Here is a 24425-nt window from a genome sequence, read left to right as displayed (position 1 = left end):
AAAATGTCACAAACACCCCAATATACGCCCAGACCTCAGGAGGAAGAGATCAATTTAAGAGAAGAACTGGAAAAGTATTTAAAATACTGGCCATGGTTTCTTCTGGCAGTGATCGTGTGCGTTGCCCTCGCTTTTACCTACCTTAAATTTACGACTGCCAGTTATAATACGACTGCCAGTATCATCATTAAAGATGAAGACAGCAAAGGAGCATCTTCGGAAATGTCGGCTTTCGTAGATCTTGGACTTCTCTCTGGAATGGGTACCAACAGCATCGAAAATGAGATCGGGATCCTGAAGTCACGCCGTATGATGACGGAAGTTGTCAAGGCATTACAATTAAATGTTCAGTACATAGATGAGTCTGGAATCCCGGCGAAGGAAGTATATCTGAATTCTCCTGTCCTTGTTCAAATCCTTAAACTGGACGAGCAAAAATTAAAAGATCTTCCGGAATCTGAATATAGCCAATTTCATGTTAGCAGGAGTGCTAATGAATTTCTACTTACAAATTCTGGAAGTGGAAAAACCTTAAAGGCCAAACCAGGTGTACCGGTAGATGTTGGTTTCGCAACTATTGTACTGAATCCTCAGGATGAAGGAGCTTCTGAAGTTTCAGATCTTAAGATCCAGTTTAGTACTATTGAAGGAGTAGCTTCAGTTTATCGTAGTAAAGTGATGGTGAATCTAACCGATAAGAATTCGAGTCTTATCGAACTCTCACTTGAAGACCCCGTTAAAGCTAAAGCAAGGGATATTCTTAATCAATTGATCCTGGAATATAACCGTGAGGCGATCGAAGATAAAAATCTGGTTGCCCGTAATACTGCGAAGTTCATCGATGAGCGTTTATCCATCATCAATGAAGAGCTTGATAGTGTGGAAACCGGAAAAGAAGAATTTAAACAGGATAATAACCTGACCGATATTCAGGCGGAGTCCAGTTTGTTTATAGAAAATGCCAGCGAATTTAATAAGCGGCAACAGGAAATGGGTACTCAGGTAGAACTGGCCAATGCCATGATCGAGTATCTGCGTAACGGTTCTGAAGGTGATCTTTTACCTGCTAATCTTGGGATTTCTGAGCAATCTGTTAATCAGCGTATCCAGGAGTATAATGATCTTGTGCTGGAGCGTAATCGTATACTTAGTGGATCTACCGCAAAAAACCCGATTGTGATTAGTCTTAATAACCAGATCGACCAGATCAAAGCCAATGTTCTGCAGAGTTTGCAGCGTATGCGTGACAATATGAAAATTGCACAGGAAGATCTTAACCGGCAAAGTGCAGTGATAGGTTCAAAAATTTCAGCAGTTCCTGGTAAAGAAAGATTATACAGAGGCATAGAGAGACAACAAAACATAAAGGAATCTCTTTATCTTTTTCTACTTCAGAAGAGAGAAGAAAACTCTTTAAGTCTTGCGGTAACAGCACCGAAAGCAAAGATCGTTGATAGTGCCTATAGCTCAGATCAGCCGGTATCCCCAAAACCAAAGATCATATTGCTCGCGGCATTGATCCTGGGAATGTTGATTCCTTTCCTGATCATATATATAAGTCAACTGCTAAACAATAAAATTCAGAATCGCGCAGATCTGGACAAAGTTGCAAAGGAGATTCCTGTTGTGGGAGAGATACCTAAAGTGAAACGTGGAGATAAAGACCTTGTAGATAGTAAAATCGACAGGTCTATTCTTGCAGAAGCCTTTAGAATACTTCATACCAATTTGCAATATCTTCTTGCTAATAAAGGTGATAAGAAAACAGGTATAAAGATCTTTATTACTTCTACTGTAAAAGGTGAAGGTAAGACGTTTGCTGCATTCAATCTGGCGGTGACCCTAGCGAACACTGGTAAAAAAGTAGTAATTGTAGGAGCCGATCTTAGAAACCCTCAGCTACAGCGATATGAAGCTGAGACCAAAAGTATGCTTGGAGTTAGTGATTACCTGATCAACAACTCGCATAGTCTGGAGAATCTTATTAAGCAGTCTGCTTTACACTCTAATTTAAGTCTTCTTTCTTCAGGAAGTATTCCTCCGAACCCGGCTGAACTATGGAGACTGGACAAATCTGCACAGATGTTTGCAGAGCTGGAAACAGGATTCGATTATGTAATCGTGGATACAGCACCTTCTATGCTGGTGGCAGATACGTTCCTGATCAATAAATATGCGGACCTCACTTTATACATGGTAAGAGCTGGATACACCGAGAAAAAATTACAGGAATTTGCACTGGACGCGAAACGTGATGGAAAATTACATGATGTTGGCTTTGTGCTGAACGATGTAGAATTATCAAACTTTGGTTATGGGAACAAATATGGCTACGTCTACGGTCAGGAGGAAAAAAGCTTCTGGAATAAGTTAAGAGGTAAGGCTATGTTCTGGTAAGCTTATAGATCACCTAATACAAACCCGGCTATTCGCCGGGTTTTTTAATATCACTACTACCTCTTTTTCTTTCCTGAATAAGTTATACATATTTAGCTATATTTGAATCTTAACATTTCAAAGTCTCGTTCAACAGGCCTGAATCCAGTGAATGTCAAAAAATAACCAACACCCTAATTCACCAGGTTTGAACCTGAAACTTTTGCTGATCTCCCTGGCGAGTGCGCTGTTGCTTGTGATCCTGGGATTTTTTATGCTTTGGCAGCGTTACCAGATGCTGTTAGACGATAGGCAGACTGAAATGTCTCATATAATCGATGTAGTAGGTCAGAATATTGACCAATCTCTAAAATAGAGTTATTCCGCAGCCCTTTCATTAGCCTTGCAGATCGACGAAAAGGGTGAAATTGATAATTTTGAGCTCATTGCATCTCAGTTGGTAGATAACAATCCAAATATTGATGCAATCCAGATCGTACCCGATGGTGTCATCACCAAAGTATATCCATTTGAGGAGAACAAGGATGCGATCAATTATAATATTCTTGAGGATCCTACCCGTAATCAGGAAGCCCTTGAAGCGATCGAACGTAAACGTATGTTTTTCGCTGGTCCGTTCGAACTGAAACAGGGTGGTCTTGCTGTAGTTGGACGATTACCTGTTTTTATAAAAAATGACTTCTGGGGCTTCGTTGCGGTGATCATAAAGTTCGATAATTTGATGCACCAATCGGGAATACACGAATTATCAGGTGATGATTATCAGTTTCAGTTTTCGAAGTTAAACCCGGTTTCAGAAAAGGAAGAATTTTTCCTGCAGTCAAGACCAGATCTTCACGAAAGCTATTCTGAAGTGATTACTCTGCCAGATGGAGAATGGCGTCTATATATTATTCCGCAGTCATTACACCAGCCATTTCTAAGACTTATCCCGGTTGCCTTACTAATCCTCTTCCTGGGAGGAGCGATAGCTTATATTCTCTACCAGGTTTTGGAACGTCCTGTTATCATGCAGCAGCGTATGAAGTCGCAGGCAGGAGAACTGGCTGAAAGTGAGCAGCGTTTTAGAACCATTTTTAATCAGGCAGCGATCGGGATGGCCCGACTTGATACTAACACCGGGCTCATCCTGGAGACTAATAAGAAATTTCAGCAATTACTAGGTTATCCTGAAGACTACCTTGTTGGTAAATCTCATATTGATATCACCCATCCCGATGATAACCAAAGGAATATTGAACTCATTGAAAAACTCAGGAATAATGAGATCAATCAATACAGTCTGCAGAAACGACTCATTAGAAGCGATGGGGAAATCATATGGATAAATTTAAGTGTTTCCCCGTTATGGGCTGAAGGTGAGCAGGCAACTTCACAGATTGCCCTTATCGAAGATATTTCTGCCAGGATGGAAGCAAAGCAGTTATTGATCGATAATGAAAACCGCTTCCGGGCCCTCGTGGAAAATAGCGATGAGATCATACTTATCGTGGATACAGAAAATAGCGTTCGTTATTATTCTCCTTCACTGGCTAAGGTCTCCAAATATGAAGAGATCGATTTTACCGCTTATGGAGTATTGCATTATATTCATCCAGATGATCATGACTTATTAAGACAAAAGATCGAGTACTCCTATACGAAGCCAAACCTGCCAATTGCAGATATCATCCTTCGGGTAAAAAATGCGGAAGACCACTGGTTCTGGGTAAATGCGACGCTAACCAATATGCTGGATGTTCAAAATGTGAATGGATTCGTGGTGAACCTTCGGGATATTACAGAAAAGCGTGAGGCGGAGCTCAACCTTGTGAAATCTTATGAATTGGTGATGGAGCAGAATAAACGTCTGCTGAACTTTGCCTATATAGTTTCACACAATTTGCGATCTCATGCCAGCAATATGCAATCTATTCTGGAATTGTATACCGAAGAGGATTCAGTAGAGGAAAAGGATCAGTATATAGAATTGCTTCAGAAGGTATCCGGGAATCTCGACCAGTCTCTGCATGATTTGAACGAAGTGGTCTCCATTAGTACCAATATGGATATTGGCGTTCAAAGCATTAATGTTAGGAAAACACTGGAAAGTACTTTGGAGATCCTTATTCCGCAGATCAACAGGAAGGAGGCTAGGATTCGAAATAAAGTTCCAGCTGAGATGGTGGTTTCTTTTAACGCGGCCTATATGGAAAGTGTACTATTAAATTTTCTAACCAACGCACTTCGTTACACTGAAAAATCCAGAACTCCTGAAATTATTATTACTGGCTATCAGCAAAATGAACGGTGGGTACTTGAAGTTCAGGATAACGGTATTGGGATTGATATGGAGGCTTACGGTGAGAAGATTTTCGGACTCTATAAAACATTTTCCAGTAGAAAAGACGGTCGTGGTGTAGGTCTCTTTATTACAAAAAACCAGGTAGAGGCTATGGGAGGTTCAGTTGATGTGGAAAGTACTCCGGGAGAAGGGACAACTTTTAAAGTTTTTTTTAAATGATAGATAAGATAGCAGTGATAGACGATGATGAGGCCTATCAAATGATTATTAGCCGATATATAGAAAAATCTGGGATGTTCAAACTGGCGGAATTTTACCAGTTTCCTAAAGAGGCGCTGAAGTATTATAGTGACAATAAAGAGAATTTACCTTCAGTGATGTTGCTGGATATAAATATGCCATTAATGGATGGCTGGCAATTTCTGGAGGCGTTGCAATCTAAATATCCAGAAGTTTACGATCATACAAAAATTTACATCGTGACCTCGTCTATCGCATTTTCAGATAAAGAACGATTTGATAATTTTCCTGGATTGGCAGGTTTTCTATCGAAACCTTTGAATGTAGACAAGCTAAAAGAAATAGGAGGGAGATAAAATAAAAAAGTTCGGTGTAGGGACCGAAACTTTATAATGCTTGAAGATTGTTAACTAAGCTGCTGAAGTAATATTATAGTGAGAAAGAATAGTTTCATAAAAGAAAATGCTCTTCTCATCCTTCTTAAGACAGGATTGTAAAAATCTTTCCAGGTCCATACATTCAAATGTGATGTTCGTGTATTTCTTCTGACCAACAGGTAATTGTAATTCGATAGTTTGCTCGTCATAGTTAATCTGCACATTCTTAGCTTCAAAATACTTCTTTACGATGGCTCTATGCATTAACTGAAAATTCGAGGACTCCAGATTTTTGTTGGAAATACTGTAAGAAATGAGATTTTTAACCTCGTCAATTAACTCCGGGGTAGTAAAATTGTTCATTATAAATTGGTGTTAGGTGTATTGTTGTATGATTTACAATGGCTAAATTACTACTAGACAGGCTAAAAGCTGTTAATAAAAATCTAATACTTAGCTTATTAATAAATTTTTAACCTAACTGTAAATTTGTTTACAAAAATTTTAGATTAAATATCTAACACCATTGGAGAACGCATGATACTACCAGCTTCATCGAGAATCGAGAGATTGTAAAATGAAGTTTTGCTTCTTTTTAGGTAGCCTGAAGAGTAATGAATATGTCCAAACAAATGGATTTCAGGCTCCACGAAGTCTAATGTTTTCAACAATGCTTCGCAACCCAGCCTTTCACCCGAAGCAATTTGATCCATGATCCCGTATGGAGGGGTGTGGGTGATTAGAACATCTGTATCTTCCGGGATTTTATCCCAGTGCCTTTGCATCGCCAAACCTCTTTCTCTATTAAATGCCCAGTTCTCCATTCCGGGAGTTACCGGAGATCCCCAGAATTTCTTTCCCTTAATGATCAATTCCTGGTCAAGGAGTACTTCAATACCTCCAGGAATTGTTTTCAATAATTCCTTCTTTTCAAAATAGAAATCATGATTCCCGGGTATAAGGATCTTGTAAGGATGAGGTTGTTCATCCATCCATTTCAGAAAATTATTGGTTTCGTTCCGGGTGCCACCATCTGTACAATCCCCGGCATGTATAAGCACATCACCATCGGGAATGGGTAAATGGTGATGTAGATTATGAGTGTCTGCAAGACAAACGAGCCTCATGCTAATTAAATTGGTTGAGTTTTAGACAAAAAAAATCCGTTGATGCAAATCAACGGATTTAATTCTTCTTTCTCAATTATTATTCTTCATCTTCCGATCCTAACTGGAGCATTTCTCCATTAGCTGGTAAGACTTTGTTAATCGTTTTCAAAATTCCAAAGGCGACGATCGCAGCAGTTACTACAAAAAATATAAATTTAACCAGTAAACTTTCACTGATTACAAGACTGTAAAACCCGAGAAATAACTCGACCATTACAAATAAAACTTTTACACCGACCTTTAAAAACATTTTTTCTAAATATTACACTACAAATATAGCGTGCAATAAGCTTAGCTTGAAAGTTTAAAATTAAGTTTGACGAATATTTAACTTTGGTAACTTCTGGCTCACAATCTTTTAAGTTAAATATTCTTAATTCGGCCAGAATCATGCCTGCCGAATAGTAAATTGGCTCACCTAAATCCTGGTAAATTGAAGAAATCAAACAAAATTGCTGTTGGAGTTTTGATCGCAATTGGAGTTCTGGCTCTCATTTTAGTGATAGCGAACAATATTCTGGAGAGTAAGATCAAGAAAGGAATCGAGAAAAATCTGGATGCTGCAAATGCGATTTATGAAAAGGTCGATGTAAAACTTTTAGATCGTTCTGCGGAAGTGATTAATGCAGCCATCAGTATTCGTGGTAAAATGTTGGAAGTTGATACCATCAGATTAAATGATATCGAGATCCTTGAGTATTTAACTAACAAGAATATCATCATTGGTAATCTGAAGATCTCTAATCCTGAAGTAAAGATCTTCAAATTTCCGAAGAAAGAGAAGGATACGTCCTCTTCCAAAAAACAGAATAGTTTTAAAAATAAGATCAGGATCAAGGCGGTTAAAGTGTCCGGCGGAAGCCTGAAGATTTTCGAAAAAGATAGTTCCACTCATAGATTTTATTCAAAACTTCGGGATATCAGCATGGAACAGGTGCGAATTGATTCAACCTCTCTGAAGGAATCAGTTCCTTTTAATTATGATCTTATCCTTCTGAATATTGATAGTTTATTTTATGACCTGAATGATCTTCAGAAATTATATGTTGGCGATCTTGTAATTAAAAATAACGATGTAAAAATCACCGATTTTCAGCTTAAACCAAAATTTTCCAAGAGTGAGCATCAGCAAAATATTCGTAAGGAAACCGACTGGTATGATCTTGAGATCGACAGTATTGGAATGCAGGGCCTTACCTGGAGCCTGCAAAACGATAGTCTGAAAATTGGAAACTCCCTAACGCATATAGATCAATTCGATTTCGTGATCTACAGGGATAAGTTACAGCCAGATGATACTAGTATTAAGCCTTTATATAGTCAAATGCTTAGAGAAATGCCTGTGCTATTGCAAATTGATAGTATAAGTCTTACTAACGGGTATCTCAAGTACGAAGAAAAGATACATGCAGATCGCGAGCCGGGAACTGTAGATTTTTCTAATATGAATTTTCAGATAAGTCAGATCTCCAACGTTAATTTGGATAGGGAAGATTTCCCGGAAACCAGCATCAAGGCTCAGGCAAATTTTATGGAAACTGCATCTCTGGATGTGAATTGGTCATTTAATATTGCTGATACCCAGGATCGTTTTAATATAAATGGGGAGCTTGGCAGGATCGCTGCGGAACAGATCAATGAATTTATGAAACCTGCCATGAATGTGCAGGCTCATGGAGAAATTGAGGATCTGTATTATAATTTTTCAGGTGGTCCTTATTCAGCTAAGGGTGATATGCGCCTGGAGTATAAGGATTTTAAGATCGAAGTACTGCAGAAGGATGGAAAAGAGAAGAACAAAGTGGTATCTGCACTGGCGAACCTTATCGTAAAGAATAAAGCGCAGAATAGTAAAGCGAATCACAAAGATATTACTGTAGACAGGGACAGAACTAAATCCTTCTGGAACTATCTCTGGAATATGATCAAGAATGGAGCTTTGAAAGCATTTATTTAAATTCTGAAGGTTACTACCGGCCTGTTGGCGTGATTGACCAGGTCTTCGCTAATACTTCCATTGAAAAAGTGAGCGAGACCCTTACGACCATGAGTTCCAATACCAAGCAGGTCTGCTCCCCGCTTACGGGCGAAATTTAGAATGCCTTTTTCTACACTAATGTCGTTGTATATATGAATATTGGTTTCCAGCTCGGGATATTCTTCGGTGAATTTCAGCATTCTTCTAGTAGCTTCCGCAGTGCTTAAAAAATCGTTGGGCGTGTTTACGAACAACAGGTGCATTTGCGTATCGATAGCACGCGCAAATTTCATGGCCCTGGAAAGCAGGTCTTTTTGATCTGATGTTGCGTCTGTAGCAAATACAAAATTTTCAATTCTGAAATCTGGGATCTCGTTTTTGATGACCAGTACAGGAATTTCAGAATTACGAACGACCTTCTCTGTGTTGGAGCCAATGAACATTTCCTGGTAGCCGCTGGCGCCATGTGAACCCATCACGATCATGTCGCAATTCTTCTCCTGGCTAATTTCAATGATTCCTTCGAAAGCCCGGTGGAACTGGACGGTTTCATGCACCTTTATTCCTTCAAGATAGTTTGCCGCCTTTAATTTGGAAAATCTTTGATGTGCAAGCTTCATAAAAAATAACGCCTCCGGAACGTTCTGGCTACTGCCGTGCACCGGATCGATCAACATCATTGGTAGCTCCAGCATATGGAGTAAATAGATCTCGCTGTCGAATTTTCGGGCTAGTTGTGCAGCGACCTTAAGAGCTTTTTCGGCCTGATCGCTGAAATCGGTGGGAACTAGAATATTTTTCATAATTCGAAGTAATAGATTGAAGGTGAAGTCTCTATTAAATTTACGAAGAATATTTCATTTCCTCTGGCGTTTTTATACTTGAAAAATATTGCTATATTTGCAGCGTTGAAACTAAAATTTTGGTACAGCGAGGGGACAGAAGTCCCCTCTTTTTATAAAAATATGCTGAAGGATAAAGTAGAAAAATTAGCAGAGCAGGTCTTTGAAGAGAATAAGAACTTATTTTTAATAAGCCTTGACATAAACTCCGCTAATCACATAAAGATCGTAATAGACGGTGATGAGGGAGTTTCAGTAAATGATTGTATTACAGTAAGTCGCGGGATCGAACATAATCTCGACAGGGAAGAGGAAGATTTCTCACTGGAAGTGACTTCTGCAGGGGTTTCTGAACCTTTGAGCTTACCAAGGCAATACAGAAAAAACATAGGTCGCAGGTTGAAGGTGAAAACTGAAAATGATAAATTTGAAGGAGATCTTTTAGCTGCAGACGAAAAAGAAATCAAGCTAGCCTGGAAAGCCAGGGAGCCCAAGCCGGTGGGTAAAGGGAAGGTCACAGTTGATAAAGAGGCAACATTGTCTTACGATGAGATTGTGGAAGCGAAAGTTAAAATAACATTTTAATCACAAATTGATATGGAAAATATCGCGTTGATTGAATCATTCTCAGAATTTAAGGATGATAAGCTTATAGACAGGGTTACGCTTATGGCGATCCTGGAAGACGTTTTCAGAAATGCTTTGAAGAAAAAGTATGGAGAAGACGATAATTTTGATATTATTGTAAACCCTGATAAAGGAGATCTTGAGATCTGGAGAAACCGGATCGTTGTTGCAGATGGTGAAGTTGAAGATTCCAATAGAGAAATTTCTCTTACTCAGGCCAGAAGGATCGAACCCGATTTTGAAGTTGGTGAAGATGTTTCAGAAGAAGTGAAGCTTATTGATCTTGGAAGAAGAGCTATTTTGGCGTTGCGTCAAAACCTGATCTCTAAGATCCATGAGCATGATAACACGAATATTTATAAGCAGTTTAAAGATCTTGAAGGAGAAATTTATACTGCAGAAGTTCATCATATCAGGCACAGAGCAATCATTCTCCTTGATGACGAGGGCAATGAGATCGTGCTTCCTAAAGACCGCCAGATTCCCTCAGATTTCTTCAGAAAAGGAGAAAACGTACGTGGAATCATTGAAAGCGTTGAGTTAAAAGGTAACAAGCCTACCATCATCATGTCCCGAACCGCACCAGGTTTCCTTGAGAAGTTATTCGAGCAGGAAATCCCTGAAGTGTTTGATGGTTTAATTACTATCAAAAAAGTAGTTCGTGTACCTGGTGAAAAAGCGAAAGTAGCAGTAGATTCTTATGATGATAGGATCGATCCTGTTGGTGCCTGTGTGGGAATGAAAGGTTCTCGTATTCACAGCATCGTTCGTGAGCTTGGAAATGAAAACATTGATGTGATCAATTTCACCAATAATGAGCAGTTATTCATCACTAGAGCCTTGAGCCCTGCGAAGATAACCAGCATTAAAATGGATGAGGAAGCTAAAACAGCTGAGGTAATGCTGAAGCCGGAAGAAGTTTCCAAAGCAATTGGTAGAGGTGGTCACAACATTAGACTGGCCGGGCAGTTAACCGGTTATGAGATCGATGTTTACAGAGAAGGTGTTGAAGAAGATGTGGAGTTAAAAGAGTTTACAGATGAAATTGAAGATTGGGTGATTGCCGAATTTTCGAAAATTGGTCTGGATACTGCAAAGGCTGTACTGGAACAGGATGTTGATGATCTTGTGCGTCGTACAGACCTTGAGGAAGAAACCATTAAAGACGTTATGTCGGTTCTTCGCTCAGAATTTGAAGAATAATATTTTTTTAATACAGAATACATTAAAAGAGGTTAATTTAGAGGGCAATTTATGGCAGAAGCGAAAACAACGCGATTAAATAAAGTTCTACGTGAGTTCAATATCTCGTTAGACAGGGCTGTGGAATATCTTACTTCCAAAGGCTACGAGATTGATGCACGTCCAACTACCAAGATCTCGGGAGAAATCTACGAGGTGCTTTCTGACGAGTTCCAAACCGATAAGAGTAAAAAGGTTGCTTCCAAAGAAGTAGGAGAAGAGAGAAAGAAGGAGAAGGAGGAACTTCGCAAGGAAATAGAGGAAAAGCGTAAAGCTGTAGAGGTGAAGAAGGAAGAAGTTTCTACTTCCCGAGCTAAGCTTGCCGGTCCAAAAACGGTTGGTAAGATAGACCTGGACAAAAAACCCGGAGAACAAGCTCCTGCGGAAGAAGCCTCTAAAGAAACTGAAGATGTAAAAGAAACTCCAGCTGAACCTGTCAAAGAAGCGGAGAAGACTACTAAAGAAAAAGAACAACCAGCGAAATCTGCAGAGAAGCCAAAAGAGGTTCCTGCGGAAAAACCTGCTGAGAAAAAAGAAGCTCCTGCTCCTAAAAAGGAAGAAGCTCCAGTTGCTAAAAAAGAAGAAGCGAAGCCAGAAGTGAAAACTGAGGCTAAGGCTGAAACTGAAAAAGCTCCAGAAGCTACCGAAGAGAAGAAGGAAGAAGGTTCTGATACAATCAAGACCAACTACACGAAGCTTGACGGACCTAACTTCACCGGTAAGAAGATCGATCTTTCACAGTTTAAGAAACCTGTAAAGAAAAAGGACGAGAAGAAAACCGAATCTAAGGACGAAAAAGATAAGCGTAAGAAACGTCGTCGCCGCATCAGTAAAGATGTTAAAGGTGGTGGTGGAAACAGTCCGCGCGGTGCAGCTGCCAAAAAAGGCGGAAGAGCAAGAAGTAAACCGATTACAAAAGAAGAGCCAACCGAAGAAGAAGTACAGAAGCAGGTACGTGAAACTCTGGAGAAACTTCAGGGTAAATCTTCCAAAGGTAAAGGTGCTAAATATAGAAGACAGAAAAGAGACGAACACAGGCAACGTTCAGCAGATGATCTTGCACAGCAGGAATCTGATGATAAGATCTTAAAGGTAACAGAATTTGTTACGGTAAGTGAGGTTGCAACCATGATGGATGTTCAGGTAACTAAGATTATCTCAGCATGTATGTCTCTTGGAATGATGGTAACCATGAATCAGCGTCTTGATGCTGAAACATTAACTATCGTTGCTGAAGAATTTGGCTATGAAGTTGAATTCACCACAGCAGATGTAGAAGAAACTGTTGAAGAAGTTGAAGAGAATCCTGAAGATCTTGTATCCAGAGCTCCTATCGTAACTGTAATGGGTCACGTGGATCACGGTAAAACATCCTTGCTGGATTACGTTCGTAAAGAGAATGTAATTGCCGGTGAGAGTGGGGGGATCACGCAGCATATTGGTGCTTACGGAGTTGAGCTTGATGGCGGACAAAAGATCGCATTCCTGGATACACCTGGTCACGAAGCCTTTACGGCAATGCGTGCTCGTGGTGCACAGGTAACAGATATCGCGATTATTGTGATTGCGGCAGATGATGATGTGATGCCTCAAACAAAAGAAGCGATCTCTCACGCACAGGCTGCAGGAGTTCCAATCATCTTCGCGATCAACAAATCTGATTTGCCAACGGCGAATCCAGAAAAGATAAAAGAGAAACTTGCTCAAATGGATCTTCTTGTAGAAGACTGGGGTGGTAAGATTCAATCACATGATATTTCGGCAAAAACAGGTGCTGGAGTGAAAGAATTACTTGAAAAAGTACTTCTGGAAGCCGAAATCCTGGAATTGAAGGCGAATCCTAAGAAGCTTGCTAAAGGTACAGTGGTGGAAGCATTCCTTGACAAAGGTCGGGGTTATATTGCGACTATTCTTGTACAGGCTGGTACTCTTAAGATCGGAGATTATGTACTTGCCGGTAGAAACAGCGGTAAGATTAAAGCGATGCATGATGAGCGTGGCCACGAGGTGAAAGAAGCCGGACCATCTACACCAGTCTCAATTTTAGGACTTGATGGTGCTCCTCAGGCAGGTGATACCTTCAAAGTAATGGAAGATGAGCGTGAAGCAAAAGATATTGCTGCACGAAGAACTCAGTTACAACGTGAGCAAAATGTTAGAACTCAGCGTCACATAACGCTTGATGAGATTGGTAGACGTATCGCACTTGGTGACTTTAAAGAACTTAATATAATCCTGAAAGGGGATGTGGATGGTTCAGTAGAAGCGCTTACCGATAGTTTCCAGAAGCTTTCTACGGAAGAGATTCAGGTGAATATCATCCACAAAGGAGTTGGTGCGATTACTGAAAGTGATGTATTATTAGCTTCAGCATCAGATGCGGTGATTATAGGATTTAATGTTAGACCTGCAGGTAATGCCAGAATGGTGGCCGATAAGGAAGAAATCGACATCCGTACTTACTCGATCATCTACGATGCGATTAACGATCTTAAAGATGCGATGGAAGGTATGCTTTCACCGGAACTTAAAGAGGAGATCACTGGTACTGCCGAGATTAGAGAAACCTTTAAGATATCTAAGGTTGGTACGATTGCGGGTTGTATGGTAACGGCAGGAACTATTTACAGAAGTGCGGGAATACGCCTTATTAGAGATGGCGTTGTTGTTTATACTGGAGAACTAGCTTCATTAAAACGTTTCAAAGATGACGTGAAAGAGGTGAAGAAAGGTTATGATTGTGGTCTTCAGATTAAGAACTACAATGACATAAGAGAAGGTGATGTAGTAGAAGCATTTAGAGAAGTAGAGGTTAAGAAAACCTTGAAATCAAAATAAACTGAGTAGGATACTCAAACTAAAAAAGCGGCTCTTGGAGCCGCTTTTTTTGTTAGGGGTGTCGACAGTATTTGTGTGGAATTCATCGATCACAAGAGATCAGATTCATCAAAATGGTTTAATTGTATGATTTTCCAATAACCTATCAGCCTTTGTTTCCGAAGGTTCTCACCAATTCCTTCAAAACCTTTTGAAATATGTGTTCAGGTTTTCAGTGCGCTTTTCAAAAACTGTAGGTCGTGATCGGTTGATCCTTGAGTGCAGATCATCTGGAAATTATTACAGATGCCAGTATCATTCGGTTAGCCTCGACTATGAATTGCATCGGCTGATCAGGACAGAGATCACTCCGTTTGGATGAACTTTTATATGTAGAATATTAAACAGGACTGTAAAGATCATATCAGAGTAATAACATTTATTTCTTAAATGATTCGAATATTAATCATGTTAGCTTATTATGGGTAACATTGGTTTAACTAAAACTTTTAGTTAGTAGCCATTCAAAGAATTGTTGTTTTGGGTAATACATTGTTTTTTTTACATCATTCCAATAAGAGAATTATGGATTTGGCGCTATTAGGTTTCGATGGAAAATCTTAGTAATTGGCCGGAGGAGATCAGGAATATCCTGTGGAGTTCTACCTAAGACACAGTTGAGAATACGGGCGAACAGACTTTGATTGAAACCCTGTATTTCTTGTTAGAATATGAGAAATCTTCAGCTATATGAACTTAATCTCATAGGGTCGTTCGGGCATATCGTTTTCCGAAGATCTAACTACAAAAAAAGCGGCTCATCGAGCCGCTTTTTAATGTATAATAATCAATTTCTTATTTCCTCTGTGGCTTCGGAATAAAAGCTGAAGGAAAGTCTTCTTTCAGGGTAAGGAGCGCTCTGTCTGCTTCCAGTCTGTTTCTAAAGTTACCTACCCATACTTTGTAATTTGGAGCTTCATACGCGATCTTGGAAGGGTATTCGTAAAGATTCCGGTATTTCTGAATTACCTCGTTGGCTTTGCCATTATCTCCATAAAATAACTGAATCACGAAGCGGTCGCCAATCTTGTTATTATCACTCAATTCTTTCTTTACTTCCATGAGCTTATCGATCTTTTTGCTTTGTTGAATTTCAACACTGGCCTGTTGAGCGCTGGAACTCAGATTAAAAAGAAGGAAAAAAGCTGCGATCGTAAATGAGTACTGTATATTAGGTTTTTTCATAGCTTGTGGTCTTTTGACAAATGTAAAATATAATAACTTAAACAGCTTGTAAAATATTATTTAGAACTATTATAAATTACCTATTAACACTTATCTAACATTCCTAGAATCGTCTATAAGTATTACTTTTGTGCTTGAATTTAAAGGTACCTTTTTAGGTATTTAGCCCTAAAATACTGAGTGTAAAAACCGTACCAAAGTTTAGACGTTAATCGAACTTAAAATATGAAAAAGGTGATTTTCCGCCATTCAATTTCGCGACAACTACTCTTAAGCGTAGCTTTCTTATTTACATTTTCTCTGTTCGCGCATGCGCAGGATCAGACGGCGCAGGATACTACAGCTCAGGCTGAGTCTGGCCAGGCGACCGAAGCTGATGCTGGTGCTGGAGCAGCTGCTGCCTCTCTTGGAGATGCTGCTGCTGGTAAAGAGTTATTTAATTCATTGTGTGCAGCCTGTCACAAACCTTATTCTAATTCTATTGGTCCTGCTCTTAACGGTGCGACAGATAGACATGAAATGGAATGGCTTTATGACTGGATCCAGAATTCTGCTGCTTTGATCGCTAGTGGTGATGCAGAAGCTAATGAAGTTTACAATGAATGGAATCAAACGGCAATGCCGGCTTTTCCTCAGTTGACCGAAAGTGATATTGATAATATTCTTGCTTACGTTGAGCAGCCTAAACCAGAGCCAACTGCGGCAACTACTGGCGCAGCTCAGTCAGGTGGAGGTGAAGGTTCAGGTGGTGTTTCTGTAAATATTATTTTAGGAATTCTTGCTTTTGTCCTGGTGCTTCTTCTTGTGGTGCTTTTCCTTGTAAACAAAACATTAAGAAATTTCGCTTCTGCTTCTGGAATTGCAATTCCAGAGAAGCCAAAAACCAAACCTTTATATCAGTCTTTTGTAGAGAATCAATTCCTTCTTGTTGTAACGTCAATTTTTGTGTTGCTTACTGTAGGTTACTTCTCTTACGGTTTCCTAATGCAGATTGGTGTTGATCAGGGTTATCAGCCAATTCAGCCAATTCACTATTCACATAGAATTCACGCAGGTGATAATCAGATCGAGTGTAAGTACTGTCACTCTTCTGCAAGAGTTTCCAAGCATTCAGGAATTCCTTCTTTGAACGTTTGTATGAACTGTCACAAGTCTATTGCTGAAGTGTCTCCTGAAACGGCTACAGAAGAATATTCAAAAGAATTTTACGATAAAGAAATTGCTAAGTTATACGATGCTACAGGATGGGATCCAGCAACCAGAACTTATTCCGGAGAAGAAAAACCGGTGAAGTGGGTGCGAATTCACAACCTTCCGGCCTTTGCTTACTTCAATCACTCGCAGCACGTAACGGTGGCTGGCATTGAATGTCAAAAATGTCATGGTCCTATCCAGGAAATGGAAATTGTATATCAGGATGCTCCGCTAACTATGGGATGGTGTATTAACTGTCACCGTGAAACAAATATCAGGATCGAGGGTAATGAATACTACGAAAAGATCCATGCAGAGTTGTCTAAAAAATATGGTGTAGAAGAGCTTACGGCTGCTCAAATGGGTGGTCTGGAATGTGGTAAGTGTCACTACTAGAATCCTGAAATTCAGGTTTAATTTAAGAAGCTAATATCTAGATATAATATGTCATCAAACAAGAAATACTGGAAAAGTGTTGAAGAGCTAAATGGTAGCTCTGTTGTTGAGACGCTCCGGCAAAAGGAATTTACTGAGGAGATCCCGGTGGAAGATTTCCTTGGGGATAAAGAGAAGCTTGCAGATTCAAAAACTACAAGAAGAGATTTCCTTAAGTATGTTGGATTCAGTACAGCAGCGGCGTCACTGGCTGCCTGTGAAGGCCCTGTGACAAAGTCTATTCCTTACGTAGTTCAACCAGACAGGATTGTTCCTGGCGTTGCGAATTATTATGCCTCTACTATTGCAGATGGATTTGATTTCGCAAGTGTGTTGATCAAAACTCGTGAAGGTAGACCTATAAAAGTTGAGTATAATGATCTTTCTGAAGTTAAGACAGGGGCAAATGCCCGTGTTCATGCTTCGGTACTTTCATTATATGATAACAATAGGGTTAAGCGCCCAATGATTGGAGGAAGAAATGTATCCTGGGAAGAATTTGATCGTGAGACAAGAACAGCCCTTGAAAATACAAATGGAGACATTGTGCTTCTAACGCAAACATTTGCAAGTCCTTCCACTACAAAATTAATTCAGGAGTTTTCTGCTAAGTATGGTAATGTACGTCACGTAGTTTACGATACAATTTCAGAAGATGCTGCTCTAAATGCTTTTCAGGCTAAATACGGCAGACGTGCTTTACCTAATTACGACTTTTCAAAAGCGAAAATGGTAGTTAGTGTTGGGGCAGATTTTCTTGGCGACTGGCAGGGTGGTGGTTTTGATGCTGCTTTTGCACATACAAGAATTCCGAAGAATGGCGAGATGTCTCGTCACGTGCAGTTTGAGTCTAATATGAGTTTAACTGGTGCCAATGCAGATAAGCGTGTAGCTGTTAAACCTTCTCAACAAAAAGCTGTACTTGCTGCCTTAAGAGGTGGGTCTGCTTCAGGAGATCTTCCTGAGAGAATCAACGAAGCTGTACAGAATGCCCACAAACAATTAAGAGCTGCTGGTAGCGGTGCTGTAGTAGTTTGTGGTATTCCAGATGATGAAGCACAAAAATGGGCTCTAGAAATTAATGAATCGCTTGGAAGCCAGGTGATGGATGTTTCTAATGCCAGAGTTATTCGTCAGGGTAATGCCAGCGAAGTTGCTCAGGTAGTAAAAGATATGAATAATGGAAGTATTGGTGCTTTATTAATCGCTGGTCTTAACCCTGTTCATACACTTCCAAATGCAAAAGAATTTATAGAAGGGCTTAAAAAGGTTGAAACCGTGGTAGATTTCACTACCAGGATCGATGAGACTTCTGTACTTAGTAAATATGTAGCTGCAACTCCGCATTATTTGGAGAGCTGGGGAGATGTTCAATTTACAGAACAGGCTTTTAGCTTAATGCAGCCAACGATAAGACCATTATTTGATACGAGACAATTTCAGGATACACTTCTAAAATGGTCTGATAATGATGCTTCTTATTATGAATACCTTAAAGAAACATGGTCTGGAGGATTAGGTTCAAAAACCTGGAGTGAAGCAATCCACGACGGAGTTTTTGAAGCAACTTCCCCAGTGCCTATGCCTTCAATGCCAGCTTCAGGTGGAAATGCAATATCCTTAGATGTTGATGATCTGGATGGAGAAGGATTTGAATTATCGCTTTATACAAATGTAGCGATCGGGGATGGACAGCAGTTCAACAACCCGTGGTTACAGGAACTTCCGGATCCGCTTACAAGAGCGAGTTGGGATAACTACGTAACTATGTCCAGAACAGATGCTGAAATGCTGGGTCTGGAAAACTATCACGTTGCTGATGGTGGACTAAACGGAAGTTATGTTCATCTTAGTGTTGGTGATACCATAGTTCAAAATGTACCGGTTTATATTATGCCAGGTCAGGCAGATGGATCTATTGGTCTGGCGCTTGGTTACGGTAGAAAAGCTGGAGTTCAGGAAGAAATGCAGACTGGTGTGAATGCTTATCCTTTGTATAATGACTTTAAGTCTATGCAAAAGGTTAAGATTGAAAAAGCTCCGGGAATACATGAATTTGCCTGTATTCAGTTGCATAATACCTTAATGGGTAGAGGTGATATTATAAAAGAGACAACTCTGGAAATTTTCAATACCAGAGATGCTCATATTTGGAACTCTACTCCTGAAGTTTCCCTGAATCACCAGGAAACTCCGGTTACTTCACCAGAAGTTGATATCTGGGAAAGTTTTGACAGAACCACCGGGCCTCACTTCAACATGAGTATAGATCTAAATGCCTGTACAGGATGTGCAGCATGTGTGATCGCCTGTCATTCTGAAAATAATGTACCGGTAGTTGGTAAGGAAGAAGTTAGAAAATCCCGTGATATGCACTGGTTGCGTATAGACCGATATTTCTCTTCTGAAGATACCTTTACAGATGATTTAGAGAAAAAAGAAAATATAGAAGGGCTTGGAAGTTCCCTTTCAGAATTTGGCGAGCTAGAACAGCCAGCTGAAAATCCTCAGGTTGTATTCCAGCCTGTAATGTGTCAGCATTGTAACCATGCTCCTTGTGAAACAGTTTGTCCGGTAGCGGCAACTTCACATGGTAGACAGGGACAAAACCAAATGATTTATAACAGATGTGTGGGTACAAGATATTGTGCTAACAACTGTCCTTATAAAGTGCGTCGTTTTAACTGGTTCAGCTATGCACAGAATGACGAATTTGATTATCATTTAAATAATGATCTTGGAAGAATGGTTCTTAATCCAGATGTTACTGTGCGTTCCAGAGGGGTTATGGAGAAATGTTCTATGTGTATTCAGAAAACTCAGAAAACGATCCTTGATGCAAAGAGAGAAGGTAGAGCGCTTAGAGATGGAGAATTTGAAACTGCCTGTTCTTCTGCCTGTGATAAGGGTGCAATCATCTTTGGAGATGTGAATAACGAAGGAACACAAATTCTTGAAAAGAAAAATGATGACAGGATGTATCATCTACTGGAGTATGTAGGTACAAAACCAAATGTGATGTACCAGACGAAGGTTAGAAATACAACCGAAGCTTAAAATAACTAATAACTAAGAATCAATTAGATAAGGATATGTCTCATTACGAAGCGCCTATACGAAAGCCTCTAGTTACCGGGAACAAAACCTATCACGATGTGACGGTTGATGTTGCTGCTCCGGTTGAAGGACGGGCTAACAAATCCTGGTGGATAGTTTTTTCTATTGCCCTTGTTGCCTTTCTATGGGGTGTAGGATGTATAGTTTACACAATTTCTACAGGTATTGGAACCTGGGGGCTAAATAAAACCGTAGGTTGGGCCTGGGATATTACCAACTTTGTATGGTGGGTAGGTATTGGTCACGCCGGTACTCTTATTTCCGCCGTACTACTGCTTTTCCGCCAGAAATGGAGAATGGCAATTAACAGGTCTGCAGAGGCGATGACCATTTTCTCTGTAATGCAGGCGGGTCTTTTTCCTCTTATTCACATGGGACGTCCATGGCTGGCATATTGGGTACTACCAATTCCAAACCAATTTGGATCACTATGGGTGAACTTTAACTCTCCTTTACTTTGGGATGTATTTGCGATCTCAACCTATCTTTCTGTATCACTGGTATTCTGGTGGACTGGATTGCTACCTGATTTTGCAATGATCCGTGACCGTGCGATTACTCCTTTTACTAAGAAAGTCTACGGAATTCTATCCTTTGGATGGAGTGGACGTGCTAAAGACTGGCAACGTTTTGAAGAAGTATCACTGGTACTTGCCGGATTGGCAACACCACTTGTACTTTCTGTACACACGATTGTATCTTTTGACTTTGCAACTTCGGTAATACCGGGATGGCATACGACCATTTTCCCTCCTTACTTCGTTGCAGGAGCAATCTTCTCAGGATTTGCGATGGTAAATACCTTGCTTATCATCATGAGAAAGGTTTCTAACTTAGAAGACTATATTACTATTCAGCATATCGAATTAATGAACATTGTGATCATGATCACAGGTTCTATTGTTGGTACTGCATATATTACCGAGCTGGTTATCGCCTGGTATTCAGGAGTGGAATACGAGCAGTATGCATTCCTTAACAGGGCTACCGGACCTTACTGGTGGGCATACTGGAGTATGATGACTTGTAACGTGTTTTCACCACAGTTCATGTGGTTCAAAAAACTACGTACCAGCATCATGTTCTCTTTCTTTATATCGATCGTTGTAAACATAGGAATGTGGTTTGAGCGTTTCGTAATTATTGTGACTTCGCTTCACCGTGATTACCTACCGTCTTCATGGACGATGTTCTCTCCAACATTTGTAGATATCGGGATCTTTATTGGTACCATTGGATTCTTCTTTGTATTATTCTTATTGTACGCCCGTTCATTCCCTGTGATCGCTCAGGCAGAGGTTAAAACCATCCTGAAAGCTTCCGGAGACAAGTATAAAAGATTAAGAGCTGAAAAGGGTGATGATGCGCTGCATTATGATCCGCAGGCAGTAGGAAGAAATCCTAAGCAGAATGTAGAAGCCGGAATTCATAATAAAATTGAAGATACTGAACATACCACTACCACAGAAGCAGACCATGTTCATGAAGAGACAGTGAATGCAGATGGAATGGTTGTTTCAGAAGTAATGAAAGACCGTATCGATGAGATGCTTGGTAGAATTGGTACTTACGATCCAGCTAAGCAGGATGCAGATGATCTAACCAGGCTTAAGAATGTTGGACCATTACTTCAACAACACCTACACCAGGTTGGAATTTATCTTTTTGATCAGGTAAGTAGATTAACAGAACAGGATTTTGAATTGCTTGATGAAGTGATCGAGAACTTCCCTATTCAGGAGAATAGAGCAGGTTGGGTTGAACAGGCAAACAAACTAAAAAATAAATAATCAGGATGGCATCTAAAGTTTTACACGCTATTTACCGAGATGACGATCTGCTATTACAAGCTGTAAAGCAGATTCGTGAAGCACGCTATCATATTGGTGAGATTTATTGTCCATTCCCGGTTCACGGACTAGATAAGGCAATGGGACTTGCTCCAACTAGATTGGCTATCACTTCATTTATGTATGGGGTTGTTGGTCTCTGTGTTGCAATTGCAATGATGAATTTCATCATGATCGAAGACTGGCCACAGGATATAGGTGGTAAACCAAGTTTCAGTTTCTTTCAGAATATGCCGGCGTTCGTACCTATCATGTTCGAGCTTACAGTATTCTTTGCAGCTCACCTTATGGTAATCACCTTCTACATGAGAAGTAGATTATGGCCATTCAAAAAAGCTGAGAACCCTGATGTAAGAACAACAGATGACCTGTTTCTTATGGAAGTGGATGCTGCGAACCATAACATAGATGATCTTACTAAGTTTCTTTACGATACTGGAGCATCTGAAATTAGATTAATAGATAATAAATAGTGATAATGAGAAGTTTGTTCCATAAAACTATAGGATTTTGTCTGCTTGGCTTTGCAGTTGTTTCCTGCAATGACAAGGAGGATCCAAACTATCAGTATATGCCAGATATGTATGAATCTGTAGGTTACGAAACCTACGGCGAGTACAATGTATTCGAGAATGCTCAGGAGGCAAAATTACCGGTAGAAGGATCTATTCCAAGAGGATGGATGCCGTATGATTACGAAAATTCTGCTGCAGGACTTGCGAATGCAAAGGCAAATCTTAACAATCCAATTCCATATACTCAGGATAATCTTGCAGAAGGTAAAGGTTTGTACACTATTTATTGTGCAGTTTGTCACGGTGACAAAGGAGATGGGAAAGGAATTCTTGTAGAAAGAGAGAAGATTCTTGGTGTACCATCCTATGATGATGCAGGTAGAGCAATCACTGAAGGTAGTGTTTATCACGTGATGTACTACGGAATTAATAACATGGGATCTTATGCTTCGCAGACTTCTATCGAAGAACGCTGGCAGATCGATCACTATGTGATGAGCTTAAAAGATAAGTTGGAAGGTAAACCTGAAAGAGAATTTGAAGAAGAGCAAACAAGCCTTCTTCCTTCCAGAGCAGATGCTAATATCTATGAGGATGCTGGCGATACCGCTGCTGAAGGTGCTACTGAAAACAACCAAACCGAAACTCAAGAATAAAGATTTAGATCTATCAATATGTATACGCTATCCAGTAAAATAAAATTAGCAGCAATCATTTGTATGGTTGTGGGAGCAATAGGTCTCGTTTACGGGTTTATCGCGGCTCCAGAAACTATCGAGGATGTGGAGGCAATGATGGCTTCTGAACATCACGGGGAAGAGCATGCGACAGATGAAACTCACGAAGTTAACGTCGAGCAGATTCCTGGTGGAAACACTGAAGTTGAAACTATAGAACACACTGAAGATAATACAGATCATGCCGCTGACGCAGACCATGCTGAAGCAGGTCATGGTGAAGAAGCATCCCATGAGGCTGAGCATATGGAGCACATCCTGCACCAGTTACAGAACAAACCATGGGCTGCACTTTACGTGGCTGCATTCTTTTTCTTCATGATCTCTTTAGGAGTTATGGCTTTTTATGCTGTTCAATATGCTGCACAGGCAGGTTGGTCACCGGTATTATTCAGAGTAATGGAAGCTATCACTGCTTACTTGCTACCTGGAGGGCTTATCGTGTTCGTAATACTTGTTCTTTCAGGTTTACACTTAAATCATCTATTTGTATGGATGGATCCGGAAGTAGTAGCACACGATGAAATCATTCAGAATAAAACTGCATACTTAAACGTACCATTTTTCTTAATTAGAGCTGCTATCTACCTTGGTGGATGGGCGATCTTCAGACACTTGATTGTAAAGAACTCCAGAAAGATGGACGATGCAACAGATCTTTCGATCTTTAAAAAGACTTTTAAGCTATCTGCAGGATTCCTGGTATTCTTTATCGTAACCGAATCCATGATGTCATGGGACTGGATCATGAGTTTGGATCCACACTGGTTTAGTACATTATTCGGTTGGTTCGTATTTGCTAGTATGTTCGTATCAGGGATTACCACGATCGCTATAATCACAATATATCTAAAATCGAGAGGGTACCTTGAGTTCGTAAATAATAGTCATATTCATGATCTTGCGAAATTCATGTTCGGGATCAGTATTTTCTGGACTTACCTATGGTTCTCTCAGTTTATGTTGATATGGTATTCAAATATTCCTGAAGAGGTGGTATACTTCATTCAGAGAATGAATGATTATCCTATACTTTTCTGGGGTATGATCGTAACAAATTTCCTTTTCCCGGTATTATTGTTGATGAACAGCGATTACAAACGGGTTAACTGGTTTGTAGTGATGACCGGTATTATAATTCTATGCGGTCACTACATCAACGTTTACGTAATGGTAATGCCTGCGACAGTTGGGGAGTCCTGGTTCATTGGAATTCCTGAAATTAGTTCAATACTATTGTTTGGAGGTTTATTCTCCTTCATAGTGTTCAATTCACTTACAAAGGCACCGCTACTTGTAAAAGGTAATCCATACTTGAAAGAAAGTAAACATTACCACTATTAATAAAGATTGATTGTT

At 40.0% G+C, this 24425-nt stretch carries 19 protein-coding genes; 14 read left to right on the top strand and 5 right to left on the bottom strand.

Going from position 1 to position 24425, the window contains the following annotated elements; genetic code table 11:
- The first annotated feature begins 3 nt into the window (after positions 1 to 3).
- The 4 genes from T8I65_RS13820 (at position 4) to T8I65_RS13805 (ending at position 5277) form a co-directional block, all read left to right on the top strand.
- Positions 4 to 2397: a GumC family protein gene (locus T8I65_RS13820; protein ID WP_322301147.1), complete on the top strand. Its 2394-nt coding sequence runs from the start codon at positions 4 to 6 to the stop codon at positions 2395 to 2397.
- A 151-nt stretch (positions 2398 to 2548) separates the two neighbouring features.
- On the top strand, positions 2549 to 2752 hold the full coding sequence (locus tag T8I65_RS13815; RefSeq protein WP_322301146.1) for a hypothetical protein: 204 nt from the start codon (positions 2549 to 2551) through the stop codon (positions 2750 to 2752).
- Between the two features lie 27 nt (positions 2753 to 2779).
- Positions 2780 to 4900 (top strand): PAS domain S-box protein, encoded by a 2121-nt coding sequence (locus tag T8I65_RS13810; protein WP_322301145.1) that lies wholly within the window; start codon positions 2780 to 2782, stop codon positions 4898 to 4900.
- On the top strand, positions 4897 to 5277 hold the full coding sequence (locus T8I65_RS13805; RefSeq protein WP_322301144.1) for a response regulator: 381 nt from the start codon (positions 4897 to 4899) through the stop codon (positions 5275 to 5277). The genes T8I65_RS13810 and T8I65_RS13805 overlap by 4 nt, the downstream gene beginning before the upstream one ends.
- Positions 5278 to 5331: 54 nt before the next feature.
- Here the strand turns inward: T8I65_RS13805 and T8I65_RS13800 are convergent, their stop codons facing one another.
- From T8I65_RS13800 to T8I65_RS13790, 3 genes are all read right to left on the bottom strand, one after another.
- On the bottom strand, positions 5332 to 5661 hold the full coding sequence (locus T8I65_RS13800; protein WP_322301143.1) for a hypothetical protein: 330 nt from the start codon (positions 5659 to 5661) through the stop codon (positions 5332 to 5334).
- 146 nt (positions 5662 to 5807) lie between these two features.
- On the bottom strand, positions 5808 to 6425 hold the full coding sequence (locus T8I65_RS13795; RefSeq protein ID WP_322301142.1) for a metallophosphatase domain-containing protein: 618 nt from the start codon (positions 6423 to 6425) through the stop codon (positions 5808 to 5810).
- A gap of 79 nt (positions 6426 to 6504) precedes the next feature.
- A complete protein-coding gene (locus T8I65_RS13790; RefSeq protein WP_322301141.1) occupies positions 6505 to 6717 on the bottom strand; it encodes a hypothetical protein in 213 nt (70 codons plus the stop codon).
- Positions 6718 to 6900: 183 nt separating this feature from the next.
- On the opposite strand from T8I65_RS13790, the gene T8I65_RS13785 reads away from it, so the two are divergent.
- Entirely contained in the window at positions 6901 to 8424 is a 1524-nt protein-coding gene (locus T8I65_RS13785; RefSeq protein ID WP_322301140.1) for a hypothetical protein, read from the top strand.
- On the opposite strand, the gene T8I65_RS13780 is transcribed toward T8I65_RS13785, so the two are convergent.
- On the bottom strand, positions 8421 to 9248 hold the full coding sequence (locus T8I65_RS13780; protein ID WP_322301139.1) for a universal stress protein: 828 nt from the start codon (positions 9246 to 9248) through the stop codon (positions 8421 to 8423). The genes T8I65_RS13785 and T8I65_RS13780 overlap by 4 nt on opposite strands.
- Positions 9249 to 9410: 162 nt before the next feature.
- On the opposite strand from T8I65_RS13780, the gene rimP reads away from it, so the two are divergent.
- From rimP to infB, 3 genes are read left to right on the top strand one after another with little or no spacing between them, the layout of a single operon-like run.
- Positions 9411 to 9872, top strand: coding sequence for a ribosome assembly cofactor RimP (gene rimP / locus T8I65_RS13775; RefSeq protein WP_298527632.1), 462 nt, complete (start codon positions 9411 to 9413; stop codon positions 9870 to 9872).
- Positions 9873 to 9884: 12 nt separating this feature from the next.
- Positions 9885 to 11117: a transcription termination factor NusA gene (gene nusA, locus T8I65_RS13770; RefSeq protein WP_026914123.1), complete on the top strand. Its 1233-nt coding sequence runs from the start codon at positions 9885 to 9887 to the stop codon at positions 11115 to 11117.
- A gap of 51 nt (positions 11118 to 11168) precedes the next feature.
- Complete coding sequence (gene infB / locus T8I65_RS13765; RefSeq protein WP_322301138.1) at positions 11169 to 13994, top strand: translation initiation factor IF-2; 2826 nt, start codon at positions 11169 to 11171, stop codon at positions 13992 to 13994.
- A gap of 834 nt (positions 13995 to 14828) precedes the next feature.
- Here infB and T8I65_RS13760 read toward each other — a convergent pair.
- Complete coding sequence (locus T8I65_RS13760) at positions 14829 to 15218, bottom strand: SPOR domain-containing protein (protein ID WP_322301137.1); 390 nt, start codon at positions 15216 to 15218, stop codon at positions 14829 to 14831.
- 225 nt (positions 15219 to 15443) lie between these two features.
- Here T8I65_RS13760 and T8I65_RS13755 point away from each other — a divergent pair, with 225 nt between their 5' ends.
- The 6 genes from T8I65_RS13755 to T8I65_RS13730 are packed head-to-tail and all read left to right on the top strand — an operon-like array spanning position 15444 to position 24410.
- Positions 15444 to 16808, top strand: coding sequence for a c-type cytochrome (locus tag T8I65_RS13755; protein WP_322301136.1), 1365 nt, complete (start codon positions 15444 to 15446; stop codon positions 16806 to 16808).
- Positions 16809 to 16856: 48 nt separating this feature from the next.
- A complete protein-coding gene (locus T8I65_RS13750; RefSeq protein WP_322301135.1) occupies positions 16857 to 19904 on the top strand; it encodes a TAT-variant-translocated molybdopterin oxidoreductase in 3048 nt (1015 codons plus the stop codon).
- 35 nt (positions 19905 to 19939) lie between these two features.
- Positions 19940 to 21754: an NrfD/PsrC family molybdoenzyme membrane anchor subunit gene (nrfD, locus tag T8I65_RS13745; RefSeq protein WP_322301134.1), complete on the top strand. Its 1815-nt coding sequence runs from the start codon at positions 19940 to 19942 to the stop codon at positions 21752 to 21754.
- A gap of 5 nt (positions 21755 to 21759) precedes the next feature.
- Positions 21760 to 22287 (top strand): DUF3341 domain-containing protein, encoded by a 528-nt coding sequence (locus T8I65_RS13740; protein WP_322301133.1) that lies wholly within the window; start codon positions 21760 to 21762, stop codon positions 22285 to 22287.
- A 5-nt stretch (positions 22288 to 22292) separates the two neighbouring features.
- Positions 22293 to 22985 (top strand): cytochrome c, encoded by a 693-nt coding sequence (locus T8I65_RS13735; protein ID WP_322301132.1) that lies wholly within the window; start codon positions 22293 to 22295, stop codon positions 22983 to 22985.
- Between the two features lie 18 nt (positions 22986 to 23003).
- Positions 23004 to 24410: a quinol:cytochrome C oxidoreductase gene (locus T8I65_RS13730; RefSeq protein ID WP_322301131.1), complete on the top strand. Its 1407-nt coding sequence runs from the start codon at positions 23004 to 23006 to the stop codon at positions 24408 to 24410.
- The last annotated feature ends 15 nt before the right edge of the window (positions 24411 to 24425 follow it).

The organism is Christiangramia sp. OXR-203 (genome assembly GCF_034372165.1).
Taxonomy (GTDB): domain Bacteria; phylum Bacteroidota; class Bacteroidia; order Flavobacteriales; family Flavobacteriaceae; genus Christiangramia.
This window is presented reverse-complemented; position numbering and strand designations above follow the sequence as displayed.